Origin of the sequence: Sedimentisphaera salicampi (assembly GCF_002117005.1) — a bacterium.
GTDB lineage: Bacteria > Planctomycetota > Phycisphaerae > Sedimentisphaerales > Sedimentisphaeraceae > Sedimentisphaera > Sedimentisphaera salicampi.
This window is the reverse complement of the sequence record NZ_CP021023.1, coordinates 2,770,009-2,791,821: the sequence shown is the minus strand read 5'-3', so window position 1 is coordinate 2,791,821 and position 21,813 is coordinate 2,770,009. Positions and strand designations below refer to the sequence as shown.

At 46.9% G+C, this 21,813-nt stretch carries 21 protein-coding genes and 1 tRNA gene; 15 read left to right on the top strand and 7 right to left on the bottom strand.

Translation table 11 applies throughout. The features are described from left to right. Window positions 1-17: 17 nt before the first annotated feature. From STSP1_RS10785 to STSP1_RS10770, 4 genes are read right to left on the bottom strand one after another with little or no spacing between them, the layout of a single operon-like run. Entirely contained in the window at window positions 18-824 is an 807-nt protein-coding gene (locus tag STSP1_RS10785) for a segregation and condensation protein A (protein ID WP_085756337.1), read from the bottom strand. Between the two features lie 13 nt (window positions 825-837). After that, on the bottom strand, window positions 838-1,944 hold the full coding sequence (locus STSP1_RS10780; RefSeq protein WP_085756336.1) for a Gfo/Idh/MocA family protein: 1,107 nt from the start codon (window positions 1,942-1,944) through the stop codon (window positions 838-840). Window positions 1,945-1,958: 14 nt separating this feature from the next. After that, window positions 1,959-2,369 carry a dUTPase gene (locus STSP1_RS10775; RefSeq protein WP_161491715.1) on the bottom strand — a complete coding sequence of 137 codons (411 nt, stop codon included), beginning with the start codon at window positions 2,367-2,369 and terminating at the stop codon, window positions 1,959-1,961. Between the two features lie 52 nt (window positions 2,370-2,421). Then, the gene (locus STSP1_RS10770) at window positions 2,422-3,672 is read right to left on the bottom strand and encodes a serine hydroxymethyltransferase (protein WP_085756334.1); all 1,251 of its coding nucleotides are present in this window, start codon (window positions 3,670-3,672) and stop codon (window positions 2,422-2,424) included. A 274-nt stretch (window positions 3,673-3,946) separates the two neighbouring features. Between STSP1_RS10770 and STSP1_RS10765 the strand changes: the two genes are divergently transcribed. The 5 genes from STSP1_RS10765 to STSP1_RS10750 all read left to right on the top strand — a co-directional run bounded on the left by STSP1_RS10765 (window position 3,947) and on the right by STSP1_RS10750 (window position 9,137). Beyond that, on the top strand, window positions 3,947-5,341 hold the full coding sequence (locus STSP1_RS10765) for a tetratricopeptide repeat protein (protein ID WP_085756333.1): 1,395 nt from the start codon (window positions 3,947-3,949) through the stop codon (window positions 5,339-5,341). A 581-nt stretch (window positions 5,342-5,922) separates the two neighbouring features. Then, on the top strand, window positions 5,923-6,345 hold the full coding sequence (locus tag STSP1_RS10760) for a helix-turn-helix domain-containing protein (protein ID WP_085756332.1): 423 nt from the start codon (window positions 5,923-5,925) through the stop codon (window positions 6,343-6,345). Then, window positions 6,342-6,512, top strand: a complete 171-nt coding sequence (locus STSP1_RS12555; protein ID WP_161491579.1) for a hypothetical protein — start codon at window positions 6,342-6,344, stop codon at window positions 6,510-6,512. Before STSP1_RS10760 ends, STSP1_RS12555 begins: the two co-directional genes overlap by 4 nt. After that, the gene (locus tag STSP1_RS10755; RefSeq protein ID WP_085756331.1) at window positions 6,502-7,362 is read left to right on the top strand and encodes a helix-turn-helix domain-containing protein; all 861 of its coding nucleotides are present in this window, start codon (window positions 6,502-6,504) and stop codon (window positions 7,360-7,362) included. The genes STSP1_RS12555 and STSP1_RS10755 overlap by 11 nt, the downstream gene beginning before the upstream one ends. Next, window positions 7,362-9,137 (top strand): AAA family ATPase, encoded by a 1,776-nt coding sequence (locus STSP1_RS10750; protein ID WP_085756330.1) that lies wholly within the window; start codon window positions 7,362-7,364, stop codon window positions 9,135-9,137. The genes STSP1_RS10755 and STSP1_RS10750 overlap by 1 nt, the downstream gene beginning before the upstream one ends. A gap of 146 nt (window positions 9,138-9,283) precedes the next feature. On the opposite strand, the gene STSP1_RS10745 is transcribed toward STSP1_RS10750, so the two are convergent. Then, a tRNA-Arg gene (locus STSP1_RS10745) sits at window positions 9,284-9,357 on the bottom strand. A gap of 622 nt (window positions 9,358-9,979) precedes the next feature. Continuing rightward, a complete protein-coding gene (locus STSP1_RS10740) occupies window positions 9,980-10,960 on the bottom strand; it encodes an IS110 family RNA-guided transposase (protein WP_085755790.1) in 981 nt (326 codons plus the stop codon). 432 nt (window positions 10,961-11,392) lie between these two features. On the opposite strand from STSP1_RS10740, the gene STSP1_RS10735 reads away from it, so the two are divergent. The 4 genes from STSP1_RS10735 (at window position 11,393) to STSP1_RS10720 (ending at window position 14,781) form a co-directional block, all read left to right on the top strand. Next, window positions 11,393-12,013, top strand: coding sequence for a PEP-CTERM sorting domain-containing protein (locus tag STSP1_RS10735; RefSeq protein ID WP_085756329.1), 621 nt, complete (start codon window positions 11,393-11,395; stop codon window positions 12,011-12,013). A gap of 538 nt (window positions 12,014-12,551) precedes the next feature. Beyond that, complete coding sequence (locus STSP1_RS10730) at window positions 12,552-13,163, top strand: PEP-CTERM sorting domain-containing protein (RefSeq protein WP_085756328.1); 612 nt, start codon at window positions 12,552-12,554, stop codon at window positions 13,161-13,163. A gap of 387 nt (window positions 13,164-13,550) precedes the next feature. Beyond that, complete coding sequence (locus STSP1_RS10725) at window positions 13,551-14,180, top strand: PEP-CTERM sorting domain-containing protein (RefSeq protein WP_085756327.1); 630 nt, start codon at window positions 13,551-13,553, stop codon at window positions 14,178-14,180. Between the two features lie 220 nt (window positions 14,181-14,400). After that, window positions 14,401-14,781, top strand: a complete 381-nt coding sequence (locus tag STSP1_RS10720; protein WP_085756326.1) for a GxxExxY protein — start codon at window positions 14,401-14,403, stop codon at window positions 14,779-14,781. Between the two features lie 653 nt (window positions 14,782-15,434). Here STSP1_RS10720 and STSP1_RS10710 read toward each other — a convergent pair. Continuing rightward, the gene (locus STSP1_RS10710) at window positions 15,435-16,415 is read right to left on the bottom strand and encodes an IS110 family RNA-guided transposase (RefSeq protein ID WP_085755790.1); all 981 of its coding nucleotides are present in this window, start codon (window positions 16,413-16,415) and stop codon (window positions 15,435-15,437) included. A gap of 815 nt (window positions 16,416-17,230) precedes the next feature. Here STSP1_RS10710 and STSP1_RS10705 point away from each other — a divergent pair. Genes STSP1_RS10705 through STSP1_RS10680 form a run of 6 tightly spaced genes read left to right on the top strand, consistent with a single transcriptional unit; the run spans window position 17,231 to window position 21,786 of the window. Next, window positions 17,231-18,616 (top strand): phage portal protein, encoded by a 1,386-nt coding sequence (locus STSP1_RS10705; protein ID WP_085756324.1) that lies wholly within the window; start codon window positions 17,231-17,233, stop codon window positions 18,614-18,616. A gap of 48 nt (window positions 18,617-18,664) precedes the next feature. Continuing rightward, window positions 18,665-19,066 (top strand): hypothetical protein, encoded by a 402-nt coding sequence (locus STSP1_RS10700; protein ID WP_085756323.1) that lies wholly within the window; start codon window positions 18,665-18,667, stop codon window positions 19,064-19,066. Between the two features lie 16 nt (window positions 19,067-19,082). Next, the gene (locus STSP1_RS10695; protein ID WP_085756322.1) at window positions 19,083-20,231 is read left to right on the top strand and encodes an SU10 major capsid protein; all 1,149 of its coding nucleotides are present in this window, start codon (window positions 19,083-19,085) and stop codon (window positions 20,229-20,231) included. A 60-nt stretch (window positions 20,232-20,291) separates the two neighbouring features. Next, on the top strand, window positions 20,292-20,948 hold the full coding sequence (locus STSP1_RS10690; RefSeq protein ID WP_085756321.1) for a hypothetical protein: 657 nt from the start codon (window positions 20,292-20,294) through the stop codon (window positions 20,946-20,948). A gap of 11 nt (window positions 20,949-20,959) precedes the next feature. Beyond that, the gene (locus STSP1_RS10685; protein WP_123807040.1) at window positions 20,960-21,208 is read left to right on the top strand and encodes a hypothetical protein; all 249 of its coding nucleotides are present in this window, start codon (window positions 20,960-20,962) and stop codon (window positions 21,206-21,208) included. Further along, entirely contained in the window at window positions 21,205-21,786 is a 582-nt protein-coding gene (locus tag STSP1_RS10680; RefSeq protein WP_085756319.1) for a hypothetical protein, read from the top strand. The genes STSP1_RS10685 and STSP1_RS10680 overlap by 4 nt, the downstream gene beginning before the upstream one ends. Window positions 21,787-21,813 lie beyond the last annotated feature (27 nt).

Here is a 21,813-nt window from a genome sequence, read left to right as displayed (position 1 = left end):
ACCGCCTGACGATAAAGCTACTGCTCTGCTGCTTGGATTTCTTCATTTTCTGTCCCTGTGATGATATTACTCACCGCCTGTTCGGCAGGTTCGTCTGTGAGGGCTCGAATGTAGATTATATCCGTACTCTCAGACTGCTCCGCCCATACCAGCGCATCACGGATCAATTCAAGCAGAGCCAGAAACATACCTGCCATTGACAGCCTGCTGGTTCGCCCGTCGAATATGTGTTCAAAGGTGAGAGGGCCTTCCTGCTGCAGCCTTCCGAGGATTTCCACTTCATATTCATCTATCGGGGTTTCATCCTTTATAAGGCTGTAGTCCCTGTATCGGCCGGTAGCCTTGAGCAGTGAATCAAAAGTTTCCAGAAGCGTCCAAACGCTCACCTCTTCCAGATCGAGCTCACGCTCCTCATCTGATGGCTGCAGCCGCTTTATGAATGTATCAGGCCTTTTATGCTTGCCCAGATGCTCTTGGGCTCTTGTTTCAAGGATATTTGCGGCATCCTTGAATCTCTTATACTCCAAAAGCTGCTTAACAAGCTTGTTTCTCGGGTCTTCCTCTTCGCCTCCCTCTTCCTCCGGAACAGTTTTAGGAAGAAGCATAGCGGATTTAATCTCCATCAGTGTTGCCGCCATAACGAGAAAATCGCCTGCAAGGTCTGTATCCAGTTTTTCCAGCATCTCCACGTAATGAAGATACTGCTCTGTAACCTCTCTGATGGGGATATCGTAGATATCTACCTCATCCTTCTTTACAAGATACAGAAGGAGGTCCATCGGGCCGGTAAAAATATTTTCAAGCTCTATATGATACTCAGCCATAATTCAATTCTCTTCAGGTTTCCAGCATAGAATAATCAAAACCGCTGAGCTCTATCATCTTATCGGGCATCTCAGGGGTTTGAGTTTTGCAGGATAAATACGCAGCCTCTATAACTGCCATAGTGTTTATAAGGCCCTTCTCTCTTGTGTTCACTGCCGCTGATTTTTCAGCAGCATCATCAATTTCAGCGTATTTGAGCAGTTTATAAACCACCCTCAAATTTTCTTCGATTGCCTTTTCTCGAGAGGCTTGTTCGCTTTTCATCTCGATCTGTCTTCCCTTCAAATCTGTAATGCAGAACATCTCAGGGCCTGCAGTAATTTTCATCTCCGGCAGATAGATATCAATCCGCTCTTTATGGTCAAACTCGTTTCTCGCAGCGCACAGCGTGCAGCCGAGATTTTCGCTGAATTTAACTGCCATTGAAATGCAATCTTCTGTAACCATATTCCTCTGCACGATATCGCCCGCCATATTGCTTTTCAGGGCATACACCGTTTCGGGGAGAGTGAAAAGCTCCACAAGTATATTTATAATCGAAAAACAATTTCGCAGAAGCACTCCCCCGCCTGCAAGTTCAGGGTCTTTAAGCCAGTGGGTCTCCTGCTCAGTGCTGCCTGTTGGGAAAAAGCCCCTTGCCTCTATAAGACAAGCCTTTTGCTTCAAGCCTTTGTTTTCTTCGAAAAACTCCATTAGCCTGCGATAGCCCGGGTAATTCCGGAAAGGGCTTGTTGAGAAGTAGAAGGCGTTATTTTTCTGCGCATCGCTTATAATGTTTGCGGCCTGTGAAAGAGAGAAAAACGGCGGCATCGTTCTCACCACAGAAAGCCCCTTCTGGAATGCCAGGGTAATAATACCTTCGTGCGGTGCGTGCTGTGAAGCGGCAAGCAGCAGTTCAGCCCCGCAGGAGAGGATCATCTGTCTTGGGTCGTCGTAATACCGGCATCCGTACATATCCGCAGTGTTTTCGGCGAGCTCTTTATTCTTGCCGCCGAGCCCTGCAATCTCAAACTCCGGCATCCGGCTTACAATCTCCAGCAGTTTCAAACCTGGCTTTGAGGTTCCAAGGAACGCTGCACGGAGCTTTCCGGCGGAAGTGCCGCTTTTATCCTGAATCATCGAGATATTCCGATTCAAAGATTAACTGTTTTATTATCGTCTTCGGTCTTCTCAGACATCGAATAGTTGTTATCCTGACGTGAATGGTTTACCCCGAGCTTCTGCTGATAGAGATTGTACACATCGTCTGCTGTAAGCCCAAGGCAATGGCAAAGACTAATCCAGAAGAACAGCATATCGGTAACTTCCACCCTTGCGTTCTGCAGGTCGTGGATTTCAAATCTCCTGCCCTCTCTGGCCTCTTTGCACCAGTGCTTCCAATAGGTGCAGTCTCTGAGCTCCTCAATCTCGCTGGACATAGCAGCAAGGTAATTATTGAGCCATTCGCCGCTTTCCTTGAGATCCATATTTTCGCGAACCTTATCGGCATCAAAGCCGACTCTCTTGTTGAGTTCGGCCTGTTTTTCGAACAGTTCCCTTAGCATTTGTTTCTCCATATAACGAAAAGCCCGCCCGTGAAGACGGGCTTTGAACTTCTTATTCCTCTGAATGAATAAACGATTTGGGCAGCGGGAATCGGCTGCAGAAAAATCTAACTCTCTTGCCGATCCTGTCTATTGCCTGAAGGTCTTCCAGATTATCTGCGGTATCATTTATCATCTCAGCAATTTCGCCCATATCGGATTCCTTCATCCCGCGGGTAGTAACAGCGGGAGTTCCGATTCTAACTCCGCTGGGGTTAAACGGGGGAGCAGGGTCGTTTGGAACGGTATTGCAGTTTGTAACAATGCCCGCCCTGTCGAGAGCCTTGGCCATTTTCTTGCCCGAGATATTTTTGCTTCGCATATCAAGGAGGAGAAGATGGTTGTCTGTTCCGCCTGTTACGAGCTTAAAACCGTATTCCTGAAGTTTTTCTCCAAGAGCCTTTGCGTTCTTCACTACCTGATGAGCGTATTCCTTGAAGGATTCTGTTCCTGCCTCTTTCATCGCCACTGCGATTCCGGAGATAGTGTGCATATGCGGGCCGCCCTGCATACCCGGGAATACAGCCTTGTCGATCGCCTTTGCAAACTCTTCCCTGCACATAACCAAAGCCCCTCTCGGGCCTCTTAGTGATTTGTGCGTGGTAGTGGTTACAACATCGGCAACCTCCATCGGGCTCTCGTGCGCCCCGCCCGCCACAAGACCTGCTATATGGGCGATATCGCACACAAGATACGCACCAACCTCATCGGCTATCTTTCTGAAGGCCTTGAAGTCTATCTTTCTCGGATAGGCGGAGGTTCCTGCGATGAGTATTTTAGGCTTGTTTTCTTTTGCAATCTCGGCTATCTGGTCGTAGTCAAACAGATCAGTATCATAATTCACAGGATACTGAACAGACTTAAACACCTTGCCGGTAGCGCTTACCTTCCACCCGTGGGTGAGATGGCCGCCGTCGGGAAGGGAAAGCCCCATTATCGTATCCCCCGGATCGGCAAGGGCGAGATACGCCGCCATATTTGCTATAGAGCCCGAATAAGACTGCACATTTACGTGCGGAGCCCTGAAAACATCGCCTGCTCTCTGCTTGGCAAGGTCTTCAATCAGATCAGTAACCTGCTGACCTTCATAATACCTCTTGTTTGGATAGCCTTCTGCATACTTGTTTGTCAGGCAGCTGCCTGTAGCCTGCATAACATTCTGAGATACATAATTCTCAGAAGGAATCAGACGTATGGTTGATGCCTGTCTGGCTTCTTCCTGTTTAATAAGTTCATTGACCTGAGGGTCATAATATTTCAGCATTATTAAATCTCTCCATTAAACTTAATTTAAGATTAGAAAATGTGAAAACCGGAATAATTTACCGTTGTTCGTATTATATTCGCCGCTGAACAACTTCGCCAGGGCGAACCTTATAACAAACTCGCCGCTTTCGGGCAAGTATTTTATTGACAACATTATAATCAAAACTCTATAATGTGAAACCGAAAATAATCAGCCTGAACCGGCCGAATATTTCTAATTTTAATTATCTGCCGGCAGGAATTTCTTTATTTATACTATTAAAAGAGTTTTTATGGTTGAAAACAACGATAAAAGGACTGCTGAAAGCGCAAGAGCATTCTTTAACCGCGCTGAGGAAGTGGCATCGGTAGATAATTACGATTATGCAGTGGAGCTTTATATCGAGGGAATCAGGCGATGGCCGGAAGCAGTTGAAGAAGGGCACAAACCTCTGAGAAAGCTCGCCCTGCTCAGGCAGGCCGACGGGGGCAAAAAGCCCGGGATAAAAGAACGCTTTTCTAAAACCAGCTTTAAGGATCCTGTTGAAGAGCTCACTCACGCTGAGTATCTTTTTTCAAAAGACCCCGAAAACGTTGGATACGCAGAGATGATAATAAAGGCCGCTCGCAAAGGCGGTTTTAATGAGGTTTTGGAATGGATAAGCAAACTGCTTCTCTATATTGTGAAGAACAAGGAGAAACGTCCATTCTCAACGCTTATGCAGCTTAAAGAGGCTTTTTCCTCTATTGAACATTACGAGGAAGCAGCTTATGCCTGCAGGCTTGCCAAACAGGCAAAGCCAGGGGATATGAATCTGGACGACGAGATTAAAAATCTCATGGCCAAGCAGACAATCCAGAAAGGCCGCTATGATACTGGCGATGACTACCGCAAGGCCGTTCAGGATATGGACAAGCAGGAAGAGCTCCAGCAGAAGGATGCTGTTCACAAAACCGACAGCTACAGGGTAAAAGAGGTTCAGCAGCTCGAAGAAAGGCTTAAACAAACCCCTGATTCACAGAATCTCAGGCTCGAATATGCAAAGAAGGCCGCACAGCTTGAAGACCCGAAGCTATTTATGGAGGTCTGCCAGAAACTGAATAACTGGCACAAGGAGACCAGAGACTTCGCCTATCAGCGTGCTCTTGGCGAGATAATAATAAGAGACCTCAAGGCAAAAATCAGACACACCAAAAGCGATATTGAAACGCACGGGAAAACGGAGAAAAATACCGCAAGGCTCAAAGAACTGGTGCAGAAGCTCTCAGAAGCAGAGCTGCAGCACTACACAGGGTGCGTGGAAAACTATCCCACAGAAGCAAACTACAAGTATGAGCTCGGCGTTCGCCTTATGCAGAAAAAGAAATACGACGAGGCGATACCGCTGTTTCAGAAGTCTCGAAACAGGCCTTCCCTGCGAATCTCCTCGCTGAATATGCTCGGTATGTGCTTTTTCAACAAGGGGTGGTATGCTGATGCTGTTGATATATTTGAGGAGGCCCTCAAGCAGCATACAAGCGATTATGACGATATCTACAAAGAGCTCAGGTACAACCTCGCAAGAGCCCTCGAACACGGCCGAAGATTCCAGCAGGCCTACAATATTTACAGAAAACTCGCCCAGCTGGATTATTCATACAGAGACGTTTCTACAAGGGTAAACAAACTCAGGGCTCAGCTTGAATAGCCGCACTGGGCATTTCACCTACCCATAAATATATTAACTGCGAAGAAACGCTGACAGACTCGGTAAAAATCAAATTCACATTGGAGGAGGACAGACGCATAAATGAGGGAAAGCTCTATGCCGGCAGGACGCTTCATCGCAATACATAATCCTGCTCTGATGTTGGAGATATTTTTTTACAGAGCCAGTCCGCCTGTAGCGGAGAGATATCGGAGGAAACGGAGGGGGATGTTTTTCAACCGCTAATCAGCACTGAGATTTATAAGCCACTAAGCAGCGCTAAGCAGCACTAAGGATTTACTAACCGCTAATCAGCACTGAGATTTATAAGCCACTAAGCAGCGCTAAGCAGCACTAAGGATTTACTAACCGCTAATCAGCGCTGATTTTTCACTAATGATTTTGCAAAGAGCTACTCGCCACTCTGCCACTCGCAACTTGCCACTCTGCCACGCATCAATAAATGGGTAACTGTCCCTATTAAAATTCCGCTGAAAAAATAAAAAACCCCGCCATCCCACCAAAAAACCCACCTAACACCCCCACTTGATACCCAAAGCAGTTGTTAAACTTTGGGTATTATGAAACTGAAAAATATAAACCAAATTGCAAATGAGCTGGACTTGCCGCTCAGCTGGATCAAAGAGCAAGTGGAGGCGGGGAAGATTCCTTGTCTCAGGATTGGACGCAAATACAAATTTGAACTGGAGGCAGTTAAAGCAAGCCTCGCTGAAATGGCAGCAAAGCGAAAGGAGGTGAAACCGAAGCAAGCTGAATCAGCAATGCTCACAAGCGGGCAAGTGCGGGCCAAATTGAATGTTGGTAAAACTCTATTCTACGAAATGCTCTCAGACGGCAGGATTGGCGTTCGCCCCCTGCGGGCAGGCCGCAAACTGCTTTTTCCGGCAGCGGAACTGGAAAGATGGTTTGAGGCAAGCATTGAGGCCGGCGGGTTTATCCCAGCCGACCGGTGGAGACAATACAAATCACGAGGTGGAAAATGAGGCGGAATAAAAAGAGCCCCCGAGCTCAGGCGGCAGCGGAGGCGAGGCAAAAGCGATTCAGGCTGATAACACCAGACAGATACGATTTCAACCTCTGTTTTGCAAATGCTGAGCTTCAGCAAAGACAGCAGAGAATAAAAAGGAGGCGGATTGAAGATGTTCTTTAAATTGGATGCCGATACAGCAGCACGGAAAGACCTGCGGGCAAGCGATAAGATAATCCTTGCGATTATCCAAAATTATGAAAATCAGGGCGAGGCTTGGCCGGGCAGGAGGAAGCTTCAGGAAAAAAGCGGGCTTGCCGCTGGAACTGTTTGCAGCTCCATAAACCGGCTGGAATCCGCTGGACTTCTGGAAGTAAATCGAACGGGCAAAGGCAAATCTAACACATATAAAACCGGTACAAAAATGAGACCGGTTCAAAAATCGGACTGGTCTAAAAACTGTACCGGTAGTGGTCTAAAAAATAGACCGGTTCAAAAATCGGACTGGTCTAAAAACTGTACCGGTAGTGGTCTAAAAAATAGACCGGTTCAAAAACCAGACTGGTCTAAAAACTGTACCGGTAGTGGTCTAAAAAATAGACCGGTTCAAAAATTAGACCGGTCTAAAAACTGTACCGGCAGTGGTCTAAAAAATAGACCGGAACCGGTTCAAAAATTAGACCATAAAAGAATAAGAAAAGAAAAGAGTAATGTGGACGAGCCTTCCGGATATGTTTTTGAGCTGAAGGGAGGGAAGGATTACTCACTACCAAAAGCCAAACTCGAAGAGTATGAAAACACCTTCGCAGAAGTGGATATTGACAGCGAGTTTCGCAAGGCTCAGCAGTGGCTGCGGGATAATCCTGCCAAACGGAAGACCGCAGCGGGGATGCCCCGTTTCCTCGGCAGCTGGCTTTCACGAGCTCAAGGCAGCCTGAAGCCAAAAGCTCAGCCTGCCGGCGAAATCTTCCAGCGCCGAGATCCTACGCCGGAAGATCTCGAGATTGCCTTCGGAAAGCGAGGGCTGGACTGATGGGCTTTGCAGACCTTCGCAAGAGGGACCGGACGGCTCTGGCCGCAGAGCTTGAGGCCGCCGGGGCTCAGCTTAAAGGCGATTCCTGCTGCTGCCCGTTTCACGAAGACAAGCACCCCTCAGCGGGCATTTACCAGAACGAGGCTGGCTTCTGGATGTACAAATGCCATTCCTGCGGCTTCTGCGGCTCTGTGTGGGACGTTGAAGCGAAGGGTAGGGGTGAGACTGCCCCCGAGCTGATTAAGGCTGCACAGCGAAACTCAGGGGCTGCGAACAGCTCAAAAAATGGGCGAATGGGAAAAGGCGTAAAAATATTTCCCGACATCGAGAGCTTAAAGGCAGCCTGCCCGGGAACGATTGAGGCGGTTTACAAATACACCTGCCCCGAGACAAGGCGAATCGAGATGGTAGTTATTCGTTCTCAAACTCAGCAGGGAAAGACTTTCCGGCAGGCGAGGCCGGCTGCTCAGGGCGGCTTCGAGCTGAAAGCCCCGCCGAAGCCTTGGCCGCTGTATAACCGAACGAGGATTCGGCAGGCGGATTCTGTGATTGTTGTTGAGGGCGAGAAGTGCGTTCATAAGCTCACAGAGCACGGATATATCGCAACCACGAGTCCGGGCGGAGCGGGCAAGGCAGCCTTGGCAGACTGGCAGCCGCTGGCGGGTAAGAACATAATCCTCTGGCCGGACGCAGACCAGCAGGGAAGGAAGCACGCTGAGCAGGTTGCGGAGATCCTCGCAAAGCTTGAGCCCGCCCCGAGGATATCGAAAATCGAGCCGCTTATGCTGGACATTGAGGGCAAGGGCGATGTTTGCGATTATCTGGAGATGGCCGTGAATCGCTGCAAGGCAAGCCCTGCCGAAGCGCTTCAGCACGCAGTGCAGTTCGCAGAGCCCGAGGGCGTTTCGAGCGGTGTTTTGAAACGGATTGAAGACACCATCAGCGGGAAGATTGAAGCGATTAGATGGCCGTTTGATTTGCTCTCACGGCTCACAAACTCGCTCATCCCGGGAACGGTAACACTGCTCTGCGGCAGCCCGGGGGCTTCTAAAAGCTTTGTGCTGCTTCAGGCTCTTTCATACTGGATTCAGTCCGGAGTGAAGGCCTGCGTTTACGAGCTGGAGGAGGACAGGGAATTTCATTTAATGCGGGCGCTTGCTCAGCTATCAGAGCTTCCGCAGCTCACAAATCCCGAGTGGATTAAAGACAACGGCGAACTCGCCCGAGAGGCGTATGAATCCGGCAGCGAGGCTCTGGAGGCGATTGGCCGCCAGCTCTGGACATCCCCGCAGCTGCAGCTAACCCTTCAGCAGCTGGCAGCTTGGACGCAGGAGCGGGCAAAGGCGGGCTTCAGGATTATTACGATTGATCCGGTAACTGCTGCTGCTCAGGCGTCAAAGCCTTGGATTGAGGACGCCGCATTTATGCAGAGGATTAAAGCAGCAGCAACAGATTTCGGCTGCTCAGTTGTGCTTGTAACGCACCCTGCAAAGACCGTGAGCCTGCCGGATTTGAATCAGCTTGCAGGCGGGGCCGCTTACGGCAGGTTTGCTCAAACAGCATTCTGGCTTGAAGCTCACGAACCGAAAGAGAGCAGGATAATCACAGGCTGCGGGGGCGCTGAATATCAGCACAACCGCACAATGCACATTATCAAGGCGAGAAACGGCAAAGGGCACGGTTTAGAGTTTGCCTGCGATTTCGACAGCGAAACCTTGAGCCTGAAAGAAATTGGCATAATTTCAAAAAAGAAAAAGAAAAAGAAAAATGCTTGACTGCTTTATTGAGGAGAGTGTAAGCCGTGAATATGGGTATTTACAAAACAATACTGCTAATTCTGCGAATATTCAGAAACACGAAACCGCCCCTGAGAGCCCCGTAAACCCCGTTTTCGAGGGCTTGAGAGGCGTTAAAAATCAAACACACCCGGCACGACTCGAACGTGCGACCTACGGATTAGAAATCCGTTGCTCTATCCTGCTGAGCTACGGGTGCAGCCCTGAACGCATAACTCTTGAGATAAATATCCGCTGAGCAATGCGAGAAAGGGGAATTTTATTAGATTCGCTGTCATAATCAAGAGTTTTTCGTCTTTCGGGAGGTTTTGGGCGTGCGGCAATTCTTTTGGGCAAAAGTACGCAGAGGGAAAGATACATTAACCACGGAGGGGAGATATTTTTTAGACAGGATTTACAGCCCCGAACCGCTTTGGCTGCGGGGCAAGGATTCACAGGATAAATATTTAATATAGGAAAAGGCGGAGAGAAAATTTTTTAACCGCTAATCCCCGCTGAGATTTATAAGCCACTAAGCAGCGCTAAGCAGCACTAAGGATTTACTAACCGCTAATCAGCGCTAATTTTTCACTAATGATTTTGCTACGAGCTACGAATCTATCCGCTTGTTTTCCGCCTTCGGCGGACAGGCTCTTCACCTTCGGCGGACTCCACGCACGGCTCTGATTGACATTAGTATTTCGCAGCGATTTCACAAAACGAGATATTTAAACCGAGCCACGCATGTAGGCCCGCCGCAGGCGGGACGGAATAAGTGGACAGCAGTACGCAGAGAAAATATACATATTAACCACAGAGTGACTGTGTTAAAAGTCAAGTATTTAAATAGATTTTTCTTGGGGCTCTGCCCCAAACCCCGCCTCTCCTCTTAACAATTTATTTTGCCAAAAGGTTTCGTTTTGCAGCATTGTATTCATGATACACACAAGTTTTCTCATCGTTGCGGTAAGGGCAACCTTCTTGGGTTTTCCCTTTTCAACAAGTCTTTCATAGAAACATTTCAATGCCGGATTGAACCTTACGATTGTTAAAGCCGGCATAAAAAGTTTATCCCTGACACCTTTTCTGCCGCCTCCCGTAGCTCTTTTGCCCCTCATTTTACCGCTGTCTCTATTGATTGGAGCAACCCCTACAAGCATGGCGATCTGCCTGCGATTAAGCGTTCCCAGCTCGGGCATAGCTGCAACAAGCATTGATGCAGTTTTCTCGCCTACACCCGGTATGCTGGTAAGTATTTCAGTTTTCTTCTTTAACCTTGGCACCTTTTCAATCAGCTCTGAGATAGTCTTGTCGAGGTCATTAATTTGCCTTTCAAGAAAATCAATTGTTGATTTAATACTGTTCAAAGTTGTCTTCTCAAACGCCTTATCTAATCTGTTTTTCTCTGCTGTACGCATCTTAACGAGCTGCTCTCTTCGAACTGTAAGTTCTTTTATTTCACGTCTTTGCTCGTCAATTTGAGAATTCTGCCTTGGTTTAACGGCTTCTGCAAATAGAGATATTTTTCTGGCACAAATCTTATCTGTTTTGGCTAAGATACCTAAAGATTTTGCAAACTCTTTAACCCTGCCTGGATTCACAATTGAAACAGGTAAGCCTTTGGCCATAAGCACAGAAGCCATCTTAAACTCATAGCCGCCAGTTGCCTCCATAACAACAAGTTCTGGTTCTTGTTTTTGGCAGTATTCAGCCAACTTATCAATGTCTGAAGCATCACTACTGTAAGAAGTGTACTCTTTAGTAGTTTTACAATAAACATCAAAACGATCTTTTGAAACATCAATGCCAATAATGTTTTTCATAATTTATCCTTTCTTGCAATTCGGGCTCATTATATAATGTCCCATGCGACTGTTCGGATTTTAACGAAGATAGCAGCGGCGGATCACACTCCGTACGGGCTTATATATCCCAAAGCACAAATCGAACTCACCGCTGCTGTTTCTTGGTGCGGCAGCTGCCGCACCAAGAAACCCGAACCATAGAACTTAAGCTTATTATAGCATCAAATAACATAAAGTTAATCATACAAGGCACACAGAGGGGCACAGAGGTTTTTTAAATATAATATATTAATCCTCCTCCGTGATCCTCCGATTCCTCAGTGGTAGAAAAAAAAATTGCGCAGAGGGAACAAAAAGCTTGGAGTTGAAGACTAAAAGCATATAATGGAGCGGAACGTGTATATTAACCGAAAACTTTTGCGGCGAGAGTAATTGTAAAGGCGGGCAGCTATGGCTTATGTTAATCAATACCCAGATATCGGATACGGTAATGAATACAATACAATAGACTTAAAATTCACAAACAACGATCCAGGTGCAATATACAATTCTGCTTCAGTCAGTAATGAAATCCTCGGCGATTTGGCGGAGCAGTTAGTCAGTTTAAGCAGCAATTCCGGCAAGACTGTTGAAGATGCCTTAAATGAATTCGAATTAACAGTTAGAAGCCCCCCAACTGGAGAGGTTTACAACGGCTGGGATGTAAGTAAGGACAGCCAAGGCGGATTAAGTTTGAATCATAATGCTGGTTGGGCTGGATTTGATTACGATGAATGGACATCCGACTCCGCAACAAATGATTTAGCTTTAACTGTTTCAGTTCCAACATCGTTATTAGAAACAGATGGAATCGAAGGTTACGATCCAGAAACTGATGCAAGAATAGTTCTGGGAGATACAGCAGTTCAGAATGCTTTTGTTGGAGTTTATAACCATAATAATCAATGGTCATCTTCTATGAACCAATACGAAGTAGTCCCGGAACCAATGACTGCTTTGATGTTCGGGGTTGGGGCACTGGGAGTTATGGCCAAAAGAGCAGGAAACAAAGTAAGGGCATACTTCAGCTAACCAGAAAAAACATCCGCCGCAGAGGGAAATATATATATTAACCACGGAGAGAAAAGATATATTAACCACGGAGGAAACGGAGGGGCACAGAGGGGAGATTTTTTTTGACAGGATTTACAGGATTCACAGGATAAATATTTAATATAGGAAAAGGCGGGGAGATGTTTTTCAGCCGCTAATTCCCGCTGAGATTTATAAGCCACTAAGCAGCGCTAAGCAGCACTAAGGATTTACTAACCACTAATCAGCACTAATTTTTCACTAATGATTTTGCCACTGGCCACTCTGCCGCAGGCGGACTTGCAGCTCTGCCACTATCTTTATCTCATCCTGTCAATCTTGTTAATCCTGTCTAATTTATCACATCCTCTCCGCTGTCTCCGAGTCCTCTCCGCCTTCGGCGGACAGGTTCAGTAGAGAAAAATTGCGCAGAGGGAACAAAAAGCTTGGAGTTGAAGACTAAAAGCATATAATGGAGCGGAACGTGTATATTAACCGAAAACTTTTGCGGCGAGAGTAATTGTAAAGGCGGGCAGCAATGGCATACGTTAATCAGAATCCAGATATCGGATACGGTAATGAATACAATATAATAGACTTAAAATTTACAAACAACGATCCAGGCGCAATATACAATTCTGCTTCAGTCAGTAATGAAATCCTCGGCGATTTGGCGGAGCAGTTAGTTAGTTTAAGCAGCAATTCCGGCAAGACTGTTGAAGATATAGTAAATGAAATTGGAGTGGGTGTTAGAAGCCATCCAACTGGAGAAGTTTACAATGGCTGGGGTGCAGCTAAGGACAGCCAAGGCGGATTAAGTTTGAATCATAATGGGGATAGAAATATGGATGAATGGACATCCGACTCCGCAACAAATGATTTAGCATTAACTGTTTCAGTTCCAACATCGTTATTAGAAACAGATGGAATCGAAGGTTACGATCCAGAAACTGATGCAAGAATAGTTCTGGGAGATACAGCAGTTCAGAATGCTTTTGTTGGAGTTACTACAACAGGATTTGATATTCCTTCTTCTATGCACCAATACGAAGTAGTCCCGGAACCAATGACTGCTTTGATGTTCGGGGTTGGGGCACTGGGAGTTATGGCCAAAAGAGCAGGAAACAAAGTACGGGCATACTTCAGCTAACCAGAAAAAACATCCGCCGCAGAGGGAAAGATATATATTAACCACGGAGGCTCGCAGAGGGGCACGGAGGTAATAAAATATGAATTATGAATTTAAAATTATAAATCCCCCTCCGTGATCCTCCGAGCCCTCAGTGGTAAAAAAACATTAAGCACGCAGACAAAAGATATATATATTAACCACAGAGGGACACAGAGGAGCACAGAGGTTTTTTAAATATAATATATTAATCCTCCTCCGTGATCCTCCGATTCCTCAGTGGTAGAAAAAAAATTGCGCAGAGGGAACAAAAAGCTTGGAGTTGAAGACTAAAAGCATATAATGGAGCGGAACGTGTATATTAACCGAAAACTTTTGCGGCGAGAGTAATTGTAAAGGCGGGCAGCAATGGCTTATGTTAATCAAAACTCACAGAATTTTCCAGCAGGAGGTAGCAATGTTTATTTAAACTTAACTGCTACAAACAACGATCCAGGCGCAATATACAATTCTGCAACATTTGATAAAGGTATTTTTGGAGATTTAGCACAACAACTATGTGAATTAGGTTGTAATTCAGGTAAAACTGTTGAAGATATAGTAAATGAACTACAAACTTCTATTATGAATCCCCCAACTGGAGAAGTTTACAATGGCTGGAATGCAGCTAAGGACAGCCAAGGCGGATTAAGTTTGAATCATAATGCTGGTTGGGCTGGATTTGATTACGATGAATGGACATCCGACTCCGCAACAAATGATTTAGCATTAACTGTTTCAGTTCCAACATCGTTATTAGAAACAGATGGAATCGAAGGTTACGATCCAGAAACTGATGCAAGAATAGTTCTGGGAGATACAGCAGTTCAGAATGCTTTTGTTGGACAAGAAGGAGGAACTTTCGGAAGAGACTTTTACTCTCCTATGCACCAATACGAAGTAGTCCCGGAACCAATGACTGCTTTGATGTTCGGGGTTGGGGCACTGGGAGTTATGGCCAAAAGAGCAGGAAACAAAGTAAGGGCATACTTCAGCTAACCAGAAAAAACATCCGCCGCAGAGGGAAATATATATATTAACCACGGAGAGAAAAGATATATATTGACCACAGAGGAACACAGAGGGGCACAGAGGTTTTTTAAATATAATATATTAATCCTCCTCCGTGATCCTCCGAGCCCTCAGTGGTAGAAAAAAAAGAAATTGACCACAGAGGAACACAGAGGGGCACAGAGGTTTTTTTTTAATTGAGGTTATTATGAGTGTCTTAAAACATGGAGAGCTTTCAGAGAAGGTTATTAGATGCGCGATGAATGTGCATAGTGTGTTAGGTCCCGGGCTTTTAGAATCAGCATATAATCAGTGTCTCTGCCATGAACTGCACATTAACGGCATCAGTTTTGAGAGGGAAAAGCCGCTGCCAGTAGTATATAAAGATTGCAGGCTCGACTGCGGCTACAGGATAGATATTATGGTTGAGGATAAGATAATTGTTGAGCTAAAAAGCATTTCAGAGCTAAAAGAAATACATAAAGCGCAGCTGCTGTCATATATGAAGCTCGCCGGCATAAATAAGGGGCTGCTGCTGAATTTCAACGTAACTCACCTGAGAAATGGGCTGGAAAGCCTTGTTCTGTAAATACTCTTTAAGAATATAATCCTCCTCCGTGATCCTCCGAGCCCTCAGTGGTAAAAAAAAAGAAATTGACCACAGAGGAACACAGAGGGGCACGGAGGGGAGATATTTTTTTGACAGGATTTACAGCCCCGAACCGCTTTGGCTGCGGGGCAAGGATTCACAGGATAAATATTTAAATGTGATATATCATTCTCTCCCTCCGATTGCTCCGATGTTTAACTCTCTTTTACATCAGAGAAAACATTTTTATAAATGAGAGGGAAAGCTCTCTGCCGGAAGAACGCTTAAAAGCAATACATAATCCTGCTCTGATGTTGGACAGTTTTTTTTACACGGAGGAAACGGAGGAAACGGAGGGGAGAGGAAAAAAATATGAGAGAGATGTTTTCAGCCACTAATCAACACTAATTTTTCACTAATGATTTTGCTACGAGCTACGAATGTATCCGCTTGCTTTCCGCCTTCGGCGGACTCCACGTGCGGCTCTGATTGACGTTAGTATTTCGCAGCGATTTCACGAAACTAATGTTTAAACCGAGCCACGCATGTAGGCCCGCCGCAGGCGGGGCGAAATAAGTGGACAGCAGTACGGAGGGAAAAGATATATATTAACCACAGAGGAACACAGAGTGACTGTGTTAAAAGTCAAGTATTTAAATAGATTTTTCTTGGGGCTCTGCCCCAAACCCCGCCTCTCCTCTTAACAATTTATTTTGCCAAAAGGTTTCGTTTTGCAGCATTGTATTCATGATACACACAAGTTTTCTCATCGTTGCGGTAAGGGCAACCTTCTTGGGTTTTCCCTTTTCAACAAGTCTTTCATAGAAACATTTCAATGCCGGATTGAACCTTACGATTGTTAAAGCCGGCATAAAAAGTTTATCCCTGACACCTTTTCTGCCGCCTCCCGTAGCTCTTTTGCCCCTCATTTTACCGCTGTCTCTATTGATTGGAGCAACCCCTACAAGCATGGCGATCTGCCTGCGATTAAGCGTTCCCAGCTCGGGCATAGCTGCAACAAGCATTGATGCAGTTTTCTCGCCTACACCCGGTATGCTGGTAAGTATTTCAGTTTTCTTCTTTAACCTTGGCACCTTTTCAATCAGCTCTGAGATAGTCTTGTCGAGGTCATTAATTTGCCTTTCAAGAAAATCAATTGTTGATTTAATACTGTTCAAAGTTGTCTTCTCAAACGCCTTATCTAATCTGTTTTTCTCTGCTGTACGCATCTTAACGAGCTGCTCTCTTCGAACTGTAAGTTCTTTTATTTCACGTCTTTGCTCGTCAATTTGAGAATTCTGCCTTGGTTTAACGGCTTCTGCAAATAGAGATATTTTTCTGGCACAAATCTTATCTGTTTTGGCTAAGATACCTAAAGATTTTGCAAACTCTTTAACCCTGCCTGGATTCACAATTGAAACAGGTAAGCCTTTGGCCATAAGCACAGAAGCCATCTTAAACTCATAGCCGCCAGTTGCCTCCATAACAACAAGTTCTGGTTCTTGTTTTTGGCAGTATTCAGCCAACTTATCAATGTCTGAAGCATCACTACTGTAAGAAGTGTACTCTTTAGTAGTTTTACAATAAACATCAAAACGATCTTTTGAAACATCAATGCCAATAATGTTTTTCATAATTTATCCTTTCTTGCAATTCGGGCTCATTATATAATGTCCCATGCGACTGTTCGGATTTTAACGAAGATAGCAGCGGCGGATCACACTCCGTACGGGCTTATATATCCCAAAGCACAAATCGAACTCACCGCTGCTGTTTCTTGGTGCGGCAGCTGCCGCACCAAGAAACCCGAACCATAGAACTTAAGCTTATTATAGCATCAAATAACATAAAGTTAATCATACAAGGGGCACAGAGGGGAGATATTTTTTTGACAGGATTAACAGCCCCGAACCGCTTTGGCTACGGGGCAAGGATTCACAGGATAAATATTTAATATAGGAAAAGGCGGAGAGAAAATTTTTTAGCCGCTAATCCCCGCTGAGATTTATAAGCCACTAAGCAGCGCTAAGCAGCACTAAGGATTTACTAACCGCTAATCAGCACTGAGATTTATAAGCCACTAAGCAGCGCTAAGCAGCACTAAGGATTTACTAACCGCTAATCCCCGCTAATTTTTCACTAATGATGTCAAGTCCTGATTTTGCCACTCGCTATCCGCCGCAGGCGGACTTGCAGCTCTGCCACGCATCAAGAATAAATCTGCTTTTCTCATTAAACGACCCTTAAAAAGGCCTTTTCTGCGATCAAGAAGAGGAAAAAATGAAAAAAGATTAAAATTCCCTTACCTCCTGCTAATCAGGCATTTACAGAACCTCTAATTCTCATCAAATCGAAAATTTTCCGCGCAAAAGATTAACATCAGCCCTTAGGGTGAAAGGGGTTTTTTTTTGAGCCCTGTTTTTAGAGGACAATTTTAGGAGAAGGAAAAATGGAATTTGATTTTTCAAAGCTCGGCTGCGGAGTAAACGCTGATTTCCTCCGCTGGCTGATAGAAAAATACCAGCCGGCAAGAGCGAGAGAATTCCGCAGGCTCTACGAGTATTACAGCAACCGCAGATACAACTCTGCCGCCGGCCAAATGCAGCAGGCACAAATTCAAGGCCTCCCAGAACGTATCCGTGGCAATTCAGAGAAGGGAATCAGACAAAAGGAGATCGTAATCGAAAACGACATCGGCTGGCGAATAAATTCGATGAACGATTTCCTCTTCGGCAGGCAGATTCGAATCAAAAGCCTTTCAGAAAGCAGGAATAAAGGCCGCCGAATCGAATCGCTTCTAAACGAGGTTTTTGAGGCAAACGGCGGGAGTGAATTCTTTATGAGCCTCGCCCTTCTGGGCAGCGTGTACGGCTTTGTTGATATCCTTCTGCGTCTTGAAGGGCTCTTCGAGAAAAATTCCGCCCCCAGAGACATAAAGCTGGATCTTGTGCCAGCTGAAAGGGCTCTGCCCATCCTTGAGGAAGGCGATTCAGGCAGAATCAACTGCTATCTGCAGAATTTCCGCATGGACGTCAATCAGGCCGGAAATTCTGGGGCAGGCGGGATAACTCGAAAACAGATTCAGGTAACAGAGCTTTTCAGCCCCGAGCTTCTCCAGCGGTTTCACAACGGCCGGCTTGTAAGCGAACTGCCCTGCCGGATTCCAGAGCTGCCGGTGGTACACATACAAAACATCAGCCGTCCGCAGAGCTATGAGGGCGCAAGCGATGTAGCGGAGCTTATAGCCCTGCAGGACGAGCTGAACACCCGCCTGAGCGACAGGGCATTCCGCGTTACGATGCAGTCTTTCAAGCTCTATCTGGCCAAAGGCCTTGAAGACCCTGGCCCAAAAGAGATTATGCCTGGGCGAATTTGGCACACTTGGAATCAGGATGCCACCATTGAACAGTTCGGGGGAGACTCCGCCTGCCCCGGCGAGGAGAGCCACATAGACCAGATACGTGCAGCAATGGACAAGATAAGCGGAGTAACCCCGCTGGCCGCCGGGGTGATACGCGGAAAAATCGGGAATCTATCCAGCGCGGTTGCCCTGAAAATGACGCTTATGGGGATGCTCAGCAAAAATGAACGCAGGAAAGCCGCTTACGGCGACGGAATAAAACAGCTCTGCCGCAAGCTACTGCTTGCATTTGATGCAGCAGGCATCGTTAAAACCAGCGAAGAAGAAAGGAAAGTGGAGGTCGTGTTTGCCGATCCTCTGCCCGAAAACACTACCGATAAGCTTAATGAAGCTATCCTCAAGAAAGAGGCAGGGCTTCCAGAGGAGGAGGTCTTTAGCGAATTTAAGGCTTATTCGGAAGAGAAAACGGGCTGAATCGCCGGCCTCAAAATCTAATAATTACAGTTAAGCAGGAGATTTATCATGGAAGAGAAGAACCAAAACAATCCGCCGGATGGCGGCAGCGAACTCAGCGGGAAGCTCAAAGCTGAGAACGAACGGCTGAAGTTTGAAAATCAGGCTGCCAGATCGCTCGCTGAAAATGGGATTATTGATCTTGATGCAGGGCTCGCACTTTGCAGAGAGAAACAAAAGCATAATCCCGAAATGAAGCCAGAAGAACTGGTTAGCGGGCTGAAGGAGAAAAAGGCCTATCTTTTCGGAAGCAGGCCCTCGCAGTTTCGGAGCAATGTGGCTCAGGCGGCTGAACAAACAGTAAACCAGCTCGACGGAGCTGCCCAAAAAGCAGCCCAAACCGGCAAGCCCGCAGCAGTTAGCGAATATATGAGGCTCCGCCGGCAGAAATCAGAAAAATCAAACTTTTAAAGCAAAGGAGTAAATTATGAGTTTTACAGGAAAAGCAGCTTTCTCAGCAGGAACAGGCCTTCCTGAAATAGCTGAAGACGTGTCTGATATTATCGGGATCGTTTCGCCTTATGAAACGCCTCTGCTCAGCGAAATCGGAGACCCGCAGCGAGAAGCCCGCAGCACATTTCACGAATGGCTTGAAGACAGCCTGCTGGCAAACAGTGATGCAGTAAACGATCAGAATATCACTATGCCCACAAGCTGTCCGGAATTCGATGTTGCTGATGTTTCAAAGTTTCGCGTGAACGATCAGATTCAGCTCGAAGGCTCTGCAGAGGTGATGCTTATAACCAGCAAAACAGGAAGCACGCTTAACGTTGCTAGAGGCTACGGAGGAACATCTCCTGAAGCAGTCGAAGACGGCCAGAGAATCAATATAATCGGCCCTTCGGCAGTGGAAGGCGAAGATTTTCCCGAAAGCCGCTTCACAAACAGGATAAGACAGGGCAACTGGACTCAGATATTCACCGCAGGCGTTGAGGTGAGCGGGTCTAATATGGCAGCAGACCACATCGGCATAGCCGAAGAGATGGACTATCAAAAGCAGATGCGTCTTCGTGAACTGCTCAGGGATCTGGAAAATACCGTGATAAACGGGGCTATGGGTCAGTCTTCCCCGGCAGGCAGCGCTTCAGAAGCAAGAACGATGCAGGGGATAATCCGCCATATTCAGACAAACGTGTTTCAGGCCGGCTCGCAGGAGGTTCCGGATGGAGACGTGCTCACTGAGAATATGCTCAACTGGGCTCTGCGTCAGATATGGGAGAAAAGCTGCGGGAATGTGGATATGATCGTAGCAGGCGGGGCTCAGAAGCGAAGGATAAACTCCTTCCTTGAAGGCTCACGCTGGTACGGCTCGGAGGAAACCAGAGTGCGCAGCGGTGTTCAGATGTACGAAAGCGATTTCGGCGTGTGCAGGGTGATTCTCTCCAGATGGGTTCCCAGCGGCACAATCCTCCTGCTCGATTCCTCGCGGATAAGCGTTCTTCCTCTAACCGGCAGAAGTATGCACTTCAAGCCGCTGGCCTCCAGCGGGGACTATGAACGCGGCGAGCTTATAGGTGAATACACGCTTGAACTCAAGAATCAGCAGGCGCACGGCATCATTACAGGCCTCGTATAATTTCAACCAGCCGCTTCGGGGTAAAGCCTCGGGGCGGCTCTTTAAGCAAGGAGATATAAAATGACAATGCTTTGCAAAGACCGCGACCTTCTGGCCCTTGAGAGCAGGATATTCAAAGCGGAAGGGCTTGAGCAGTTTATAATGGTGCGCGGGAGCGGAGCGAGCATATCGGGAAGCTCACTAACCTGCGGAGGCGTGGATTTTATTTCCGCAGGCGTTCAGGAAGGTTTCGCTGTTTACGTGAATGAACCTGAAAGCGGTTTTGAAGGCTATTTCAGCGTTTTGAGCTGCGACGGCTCAAACCAGCTCACAATCGCCCCGCCGGCCGCTCAGGGGATGCAGGCGGAAGAACTATTCAGCATAGGCTCTCTGAATCTTTTGATTGCAAGTTTCAGCGCGGTGATTGAGGCGGTTTCGATGGAGCTTTGCTCGCTTATGAGCATAAGGCCTGCAATCAGCGATGCGGAGTTTGGCATCGAAGATATTATCGATCAGAGGCTCGCTGCCAACTGCGCCGCAGCAGGAACTCTCTGCCAGCTTATGCTAAGCGCTCAGTGCGGCAATCCCGATGCGGATGAGGCTCTGCTTTCAGATAAGCGGGAGATGTACGAAGAGCTCTTCGAAAGAAGCAAACAGGCTCTTATTGTAGAAATGAAGAATGCCGAAGGCAAACAGCGGAAATATTGCTTTGCCTGCGGCGATCTTGAAAGGGGATGAGGATTATGTCTATGGCAAATATATTCTCGGCAGTGCGTACGGCCTGCCAGCTTATCGTCCTCGGCGGTCTGATAATCGGCACATGGAGCGACCTGCAAACAAGGATCACTTCTCTTCAGAAAGATGTGGAGATGATAAAGCTCCAGCAGCAAAGCTCCGCTGGGAAATTTGAGGTTCTCAGCAGGAGGCAGGCCGAACTGGGGGAGGAAATTGCAGTTTTAGAAAACGAGATTGAAATGCAGAAGGAGATGAGCAAATGAAAAAATCAACCGTAATCATACTGACAGCATTATTTGCAGGCGGCTGCGGGGCCTTCAGGCTCGCCCCGGGCGAGGTTCAGAAGCAAAACGCCCACCTGCTGGGGCAAACAATCGGACTCACAGAAAAACAGGCAGAAGCCGAAGGCAGCGAGAAAATCAAAGAGCTTGCGGCTCTTGCATCAAGGCAGCAAAGGGCAGTAGCGGAGTTTATGGGCACTCCGGAGAAACCCGCTTACGCGGAGAGCCCCGATTCGCTCAGATCCGGCTCGGCAGGCCTGATTGCCCAAGAAGCAAAGCTTCAGGCAGCCGCTGGAGCGGATAGCGGAAGCCTATTCGATCCGCTTATAAATCTGGGGATTGCCCTTTTCGGCATCTTCGGCGGGGCTGGTGCCGCAAAGGCAGCTGCTGCGGCTTCTGTGGTACGAAAGAAACTAAAGGCCCTTGAGGAAGTCGTTAAAGGCAATGAGATAATGAAGAAAAACCAGCCGCATACGAAAATACCGTTCAGCGAGGCGCAAGCAGCGCAAAGCAAATCCACAAAACAAATCGTGCGGCAGGTGAAAGACGCCGCCGAATAAGCAAAGGCGCAGGGCAGGCATTAATTT

Excerpts from the sequence above, each read along its gene's own strand:
- STSP1_RS10785 (WP_085756337.1), bottom strand. The coding sequence starts at position 824 with ATGGCTGAGTATCATATAGAGCTTGAAAATATTTTTACCGGCCCGATG.
- STSP1_RS10780 (WP_085756336.1), bottom strand. The coding sequence starts at position 1,944 with ATGATTCAGGATAAAAGCGGCACTTCCGCCGGAAAGCTCCGTGCAGCG.
- STSP1_RS10775 (WP_161491715.1), bottom strand. The coding sequence starts at position 2,369 with ATGCTAAGGGAACTGTTCGAAAAACAGGCCGAACTCAACAAGAGAGTC.
- STSP1_RS10770 (WP_085756334.1), bottom strand. The coding sequence starts at position 3,672 with ATGCTGAAATATTATGACCCTCAGGTCAATGAACTTATTAAACAGGAA.
- STSP1_RS10765 (WP_085756333.1), top strand. The coding sequence starts at position 3,947 with ATGGTTGAAAACAACGATAAAAGGACTGCTGAAAGCGCAAGAGCATTC.
- STSP1_RS10760 (WP_085756332.1), top strand. The coding sequence starts at position 5,923 with ATGAAACTGAAAAATATAAACCAAATTGCAAATGAGCTGGACTTGCCG.
- STSP1_RS12555 (WP_161491579.1), top strand. The coding sequence starts at position 6,342 with ATGAGGCGGAATAAAAAGAGCCCCCGAGCTCAGGCGGCAGCGGAGGCG.
- STSP1_RS10755 (WP_085756331.1), top strand. The coding sequence starts at position 6,502 with ATGTTCTTTAAATTGGATGCCGATACAGCAGCACGGAAAGACCTGCGG.
- STSP1_RS10750 (WP_085756330.1), top strand. The coding sequence starts at position 7,362 with ATGGGCTTTGCAGACCTTCGCAAGAGGGACCGGACGGCTCTGGCCGCA.
- STSP1_RS10740 (WP_085755790.1), bottom strand. The coding sequence starts at position 10,960 with ATGAAAAACATTATTGGCATTGATGTTTCAAAAGATCGTTTTGATGTT.
- STSP1_RS10735 (WP_085756329.1), top strand. The coding sequence starts at position 11,393 with ATGGCTTATGTTAATCAATACCCAGATATCGGATACGGTAATGAATAC.
- STSP1_RS10730 (WP_085756328.1), top strand. The coding sequence starts at position 12,552 with ATGGCATACGTTAATCAGAATCCAGATATCGGATACGGTAATGAATAC.
- STSP1_RS10725 (WP_085756327.1), top strand. The coding sequence starts at position 13,551 with ATGGCTTATGTTAATCAAAACTCACAGAATTTTCCAGCAGGAGGTAGC.
- STSP1_RS10720 (WP_085756326.1), top strand. The coding sequence starts at position 14,401 with ATGAGTGTCTTAAAACATGGAGAGCTTTCAGAGAAGGTTATTAGATGC.
- STSP1_RS10710 (WP_085755790.1), bottom strand. The coding sequence starts at position 16,415 with ATGAAAAACATTATTGGCATTGATGTTTCAAAAGATCGTTTTGATGTT.
- STSP1_RS10705 (WP_085756324.1), top strand. The coding sequence starts at position 17,231 with ATGGAATTTGATTTTTCAAAGCTCGGCTGCGGAGTAAACGCTGATTTC.
- STSP1_RS10700 (WP_085756323.1), top strand. The coding sequence starts at position 18,665 with ATGGAAGAGAAGAACCAAAACAATCCGCCGGATGGCGGCAGCGAACTC.
- STSP1_RS10695 (WP_085756322.1), top strand. The coding sequence starts at position 19,083 with ATGAGTTTTACAGGAAAAGCAGCTTTCTCAGCAGGAACAGGCCTTCCT.
- STSP1_RS10690 (WP_085756321.1), top strand. The coding sequence starts at position 20,292 with ATGACAATGCTTTGCAAAGACCGCGACCTTCTGGCCCTTGAGAGCAGG.
- STSP1_RS10685 (WP_123807040.1), top strand. The coding sequence starts at position 20,960 with ATGGCAAATATATTCTCGGCAGTGCGTACGGCCTGCCAGCTTATCGTC.
- STSP1_RS10680 (WP_085756319.1), top strand. The coding sequence starts at position 21,205 with ATGAAAAAATCAACCGTAATCATACTGACAGCATTATTTGCAGGCGGC.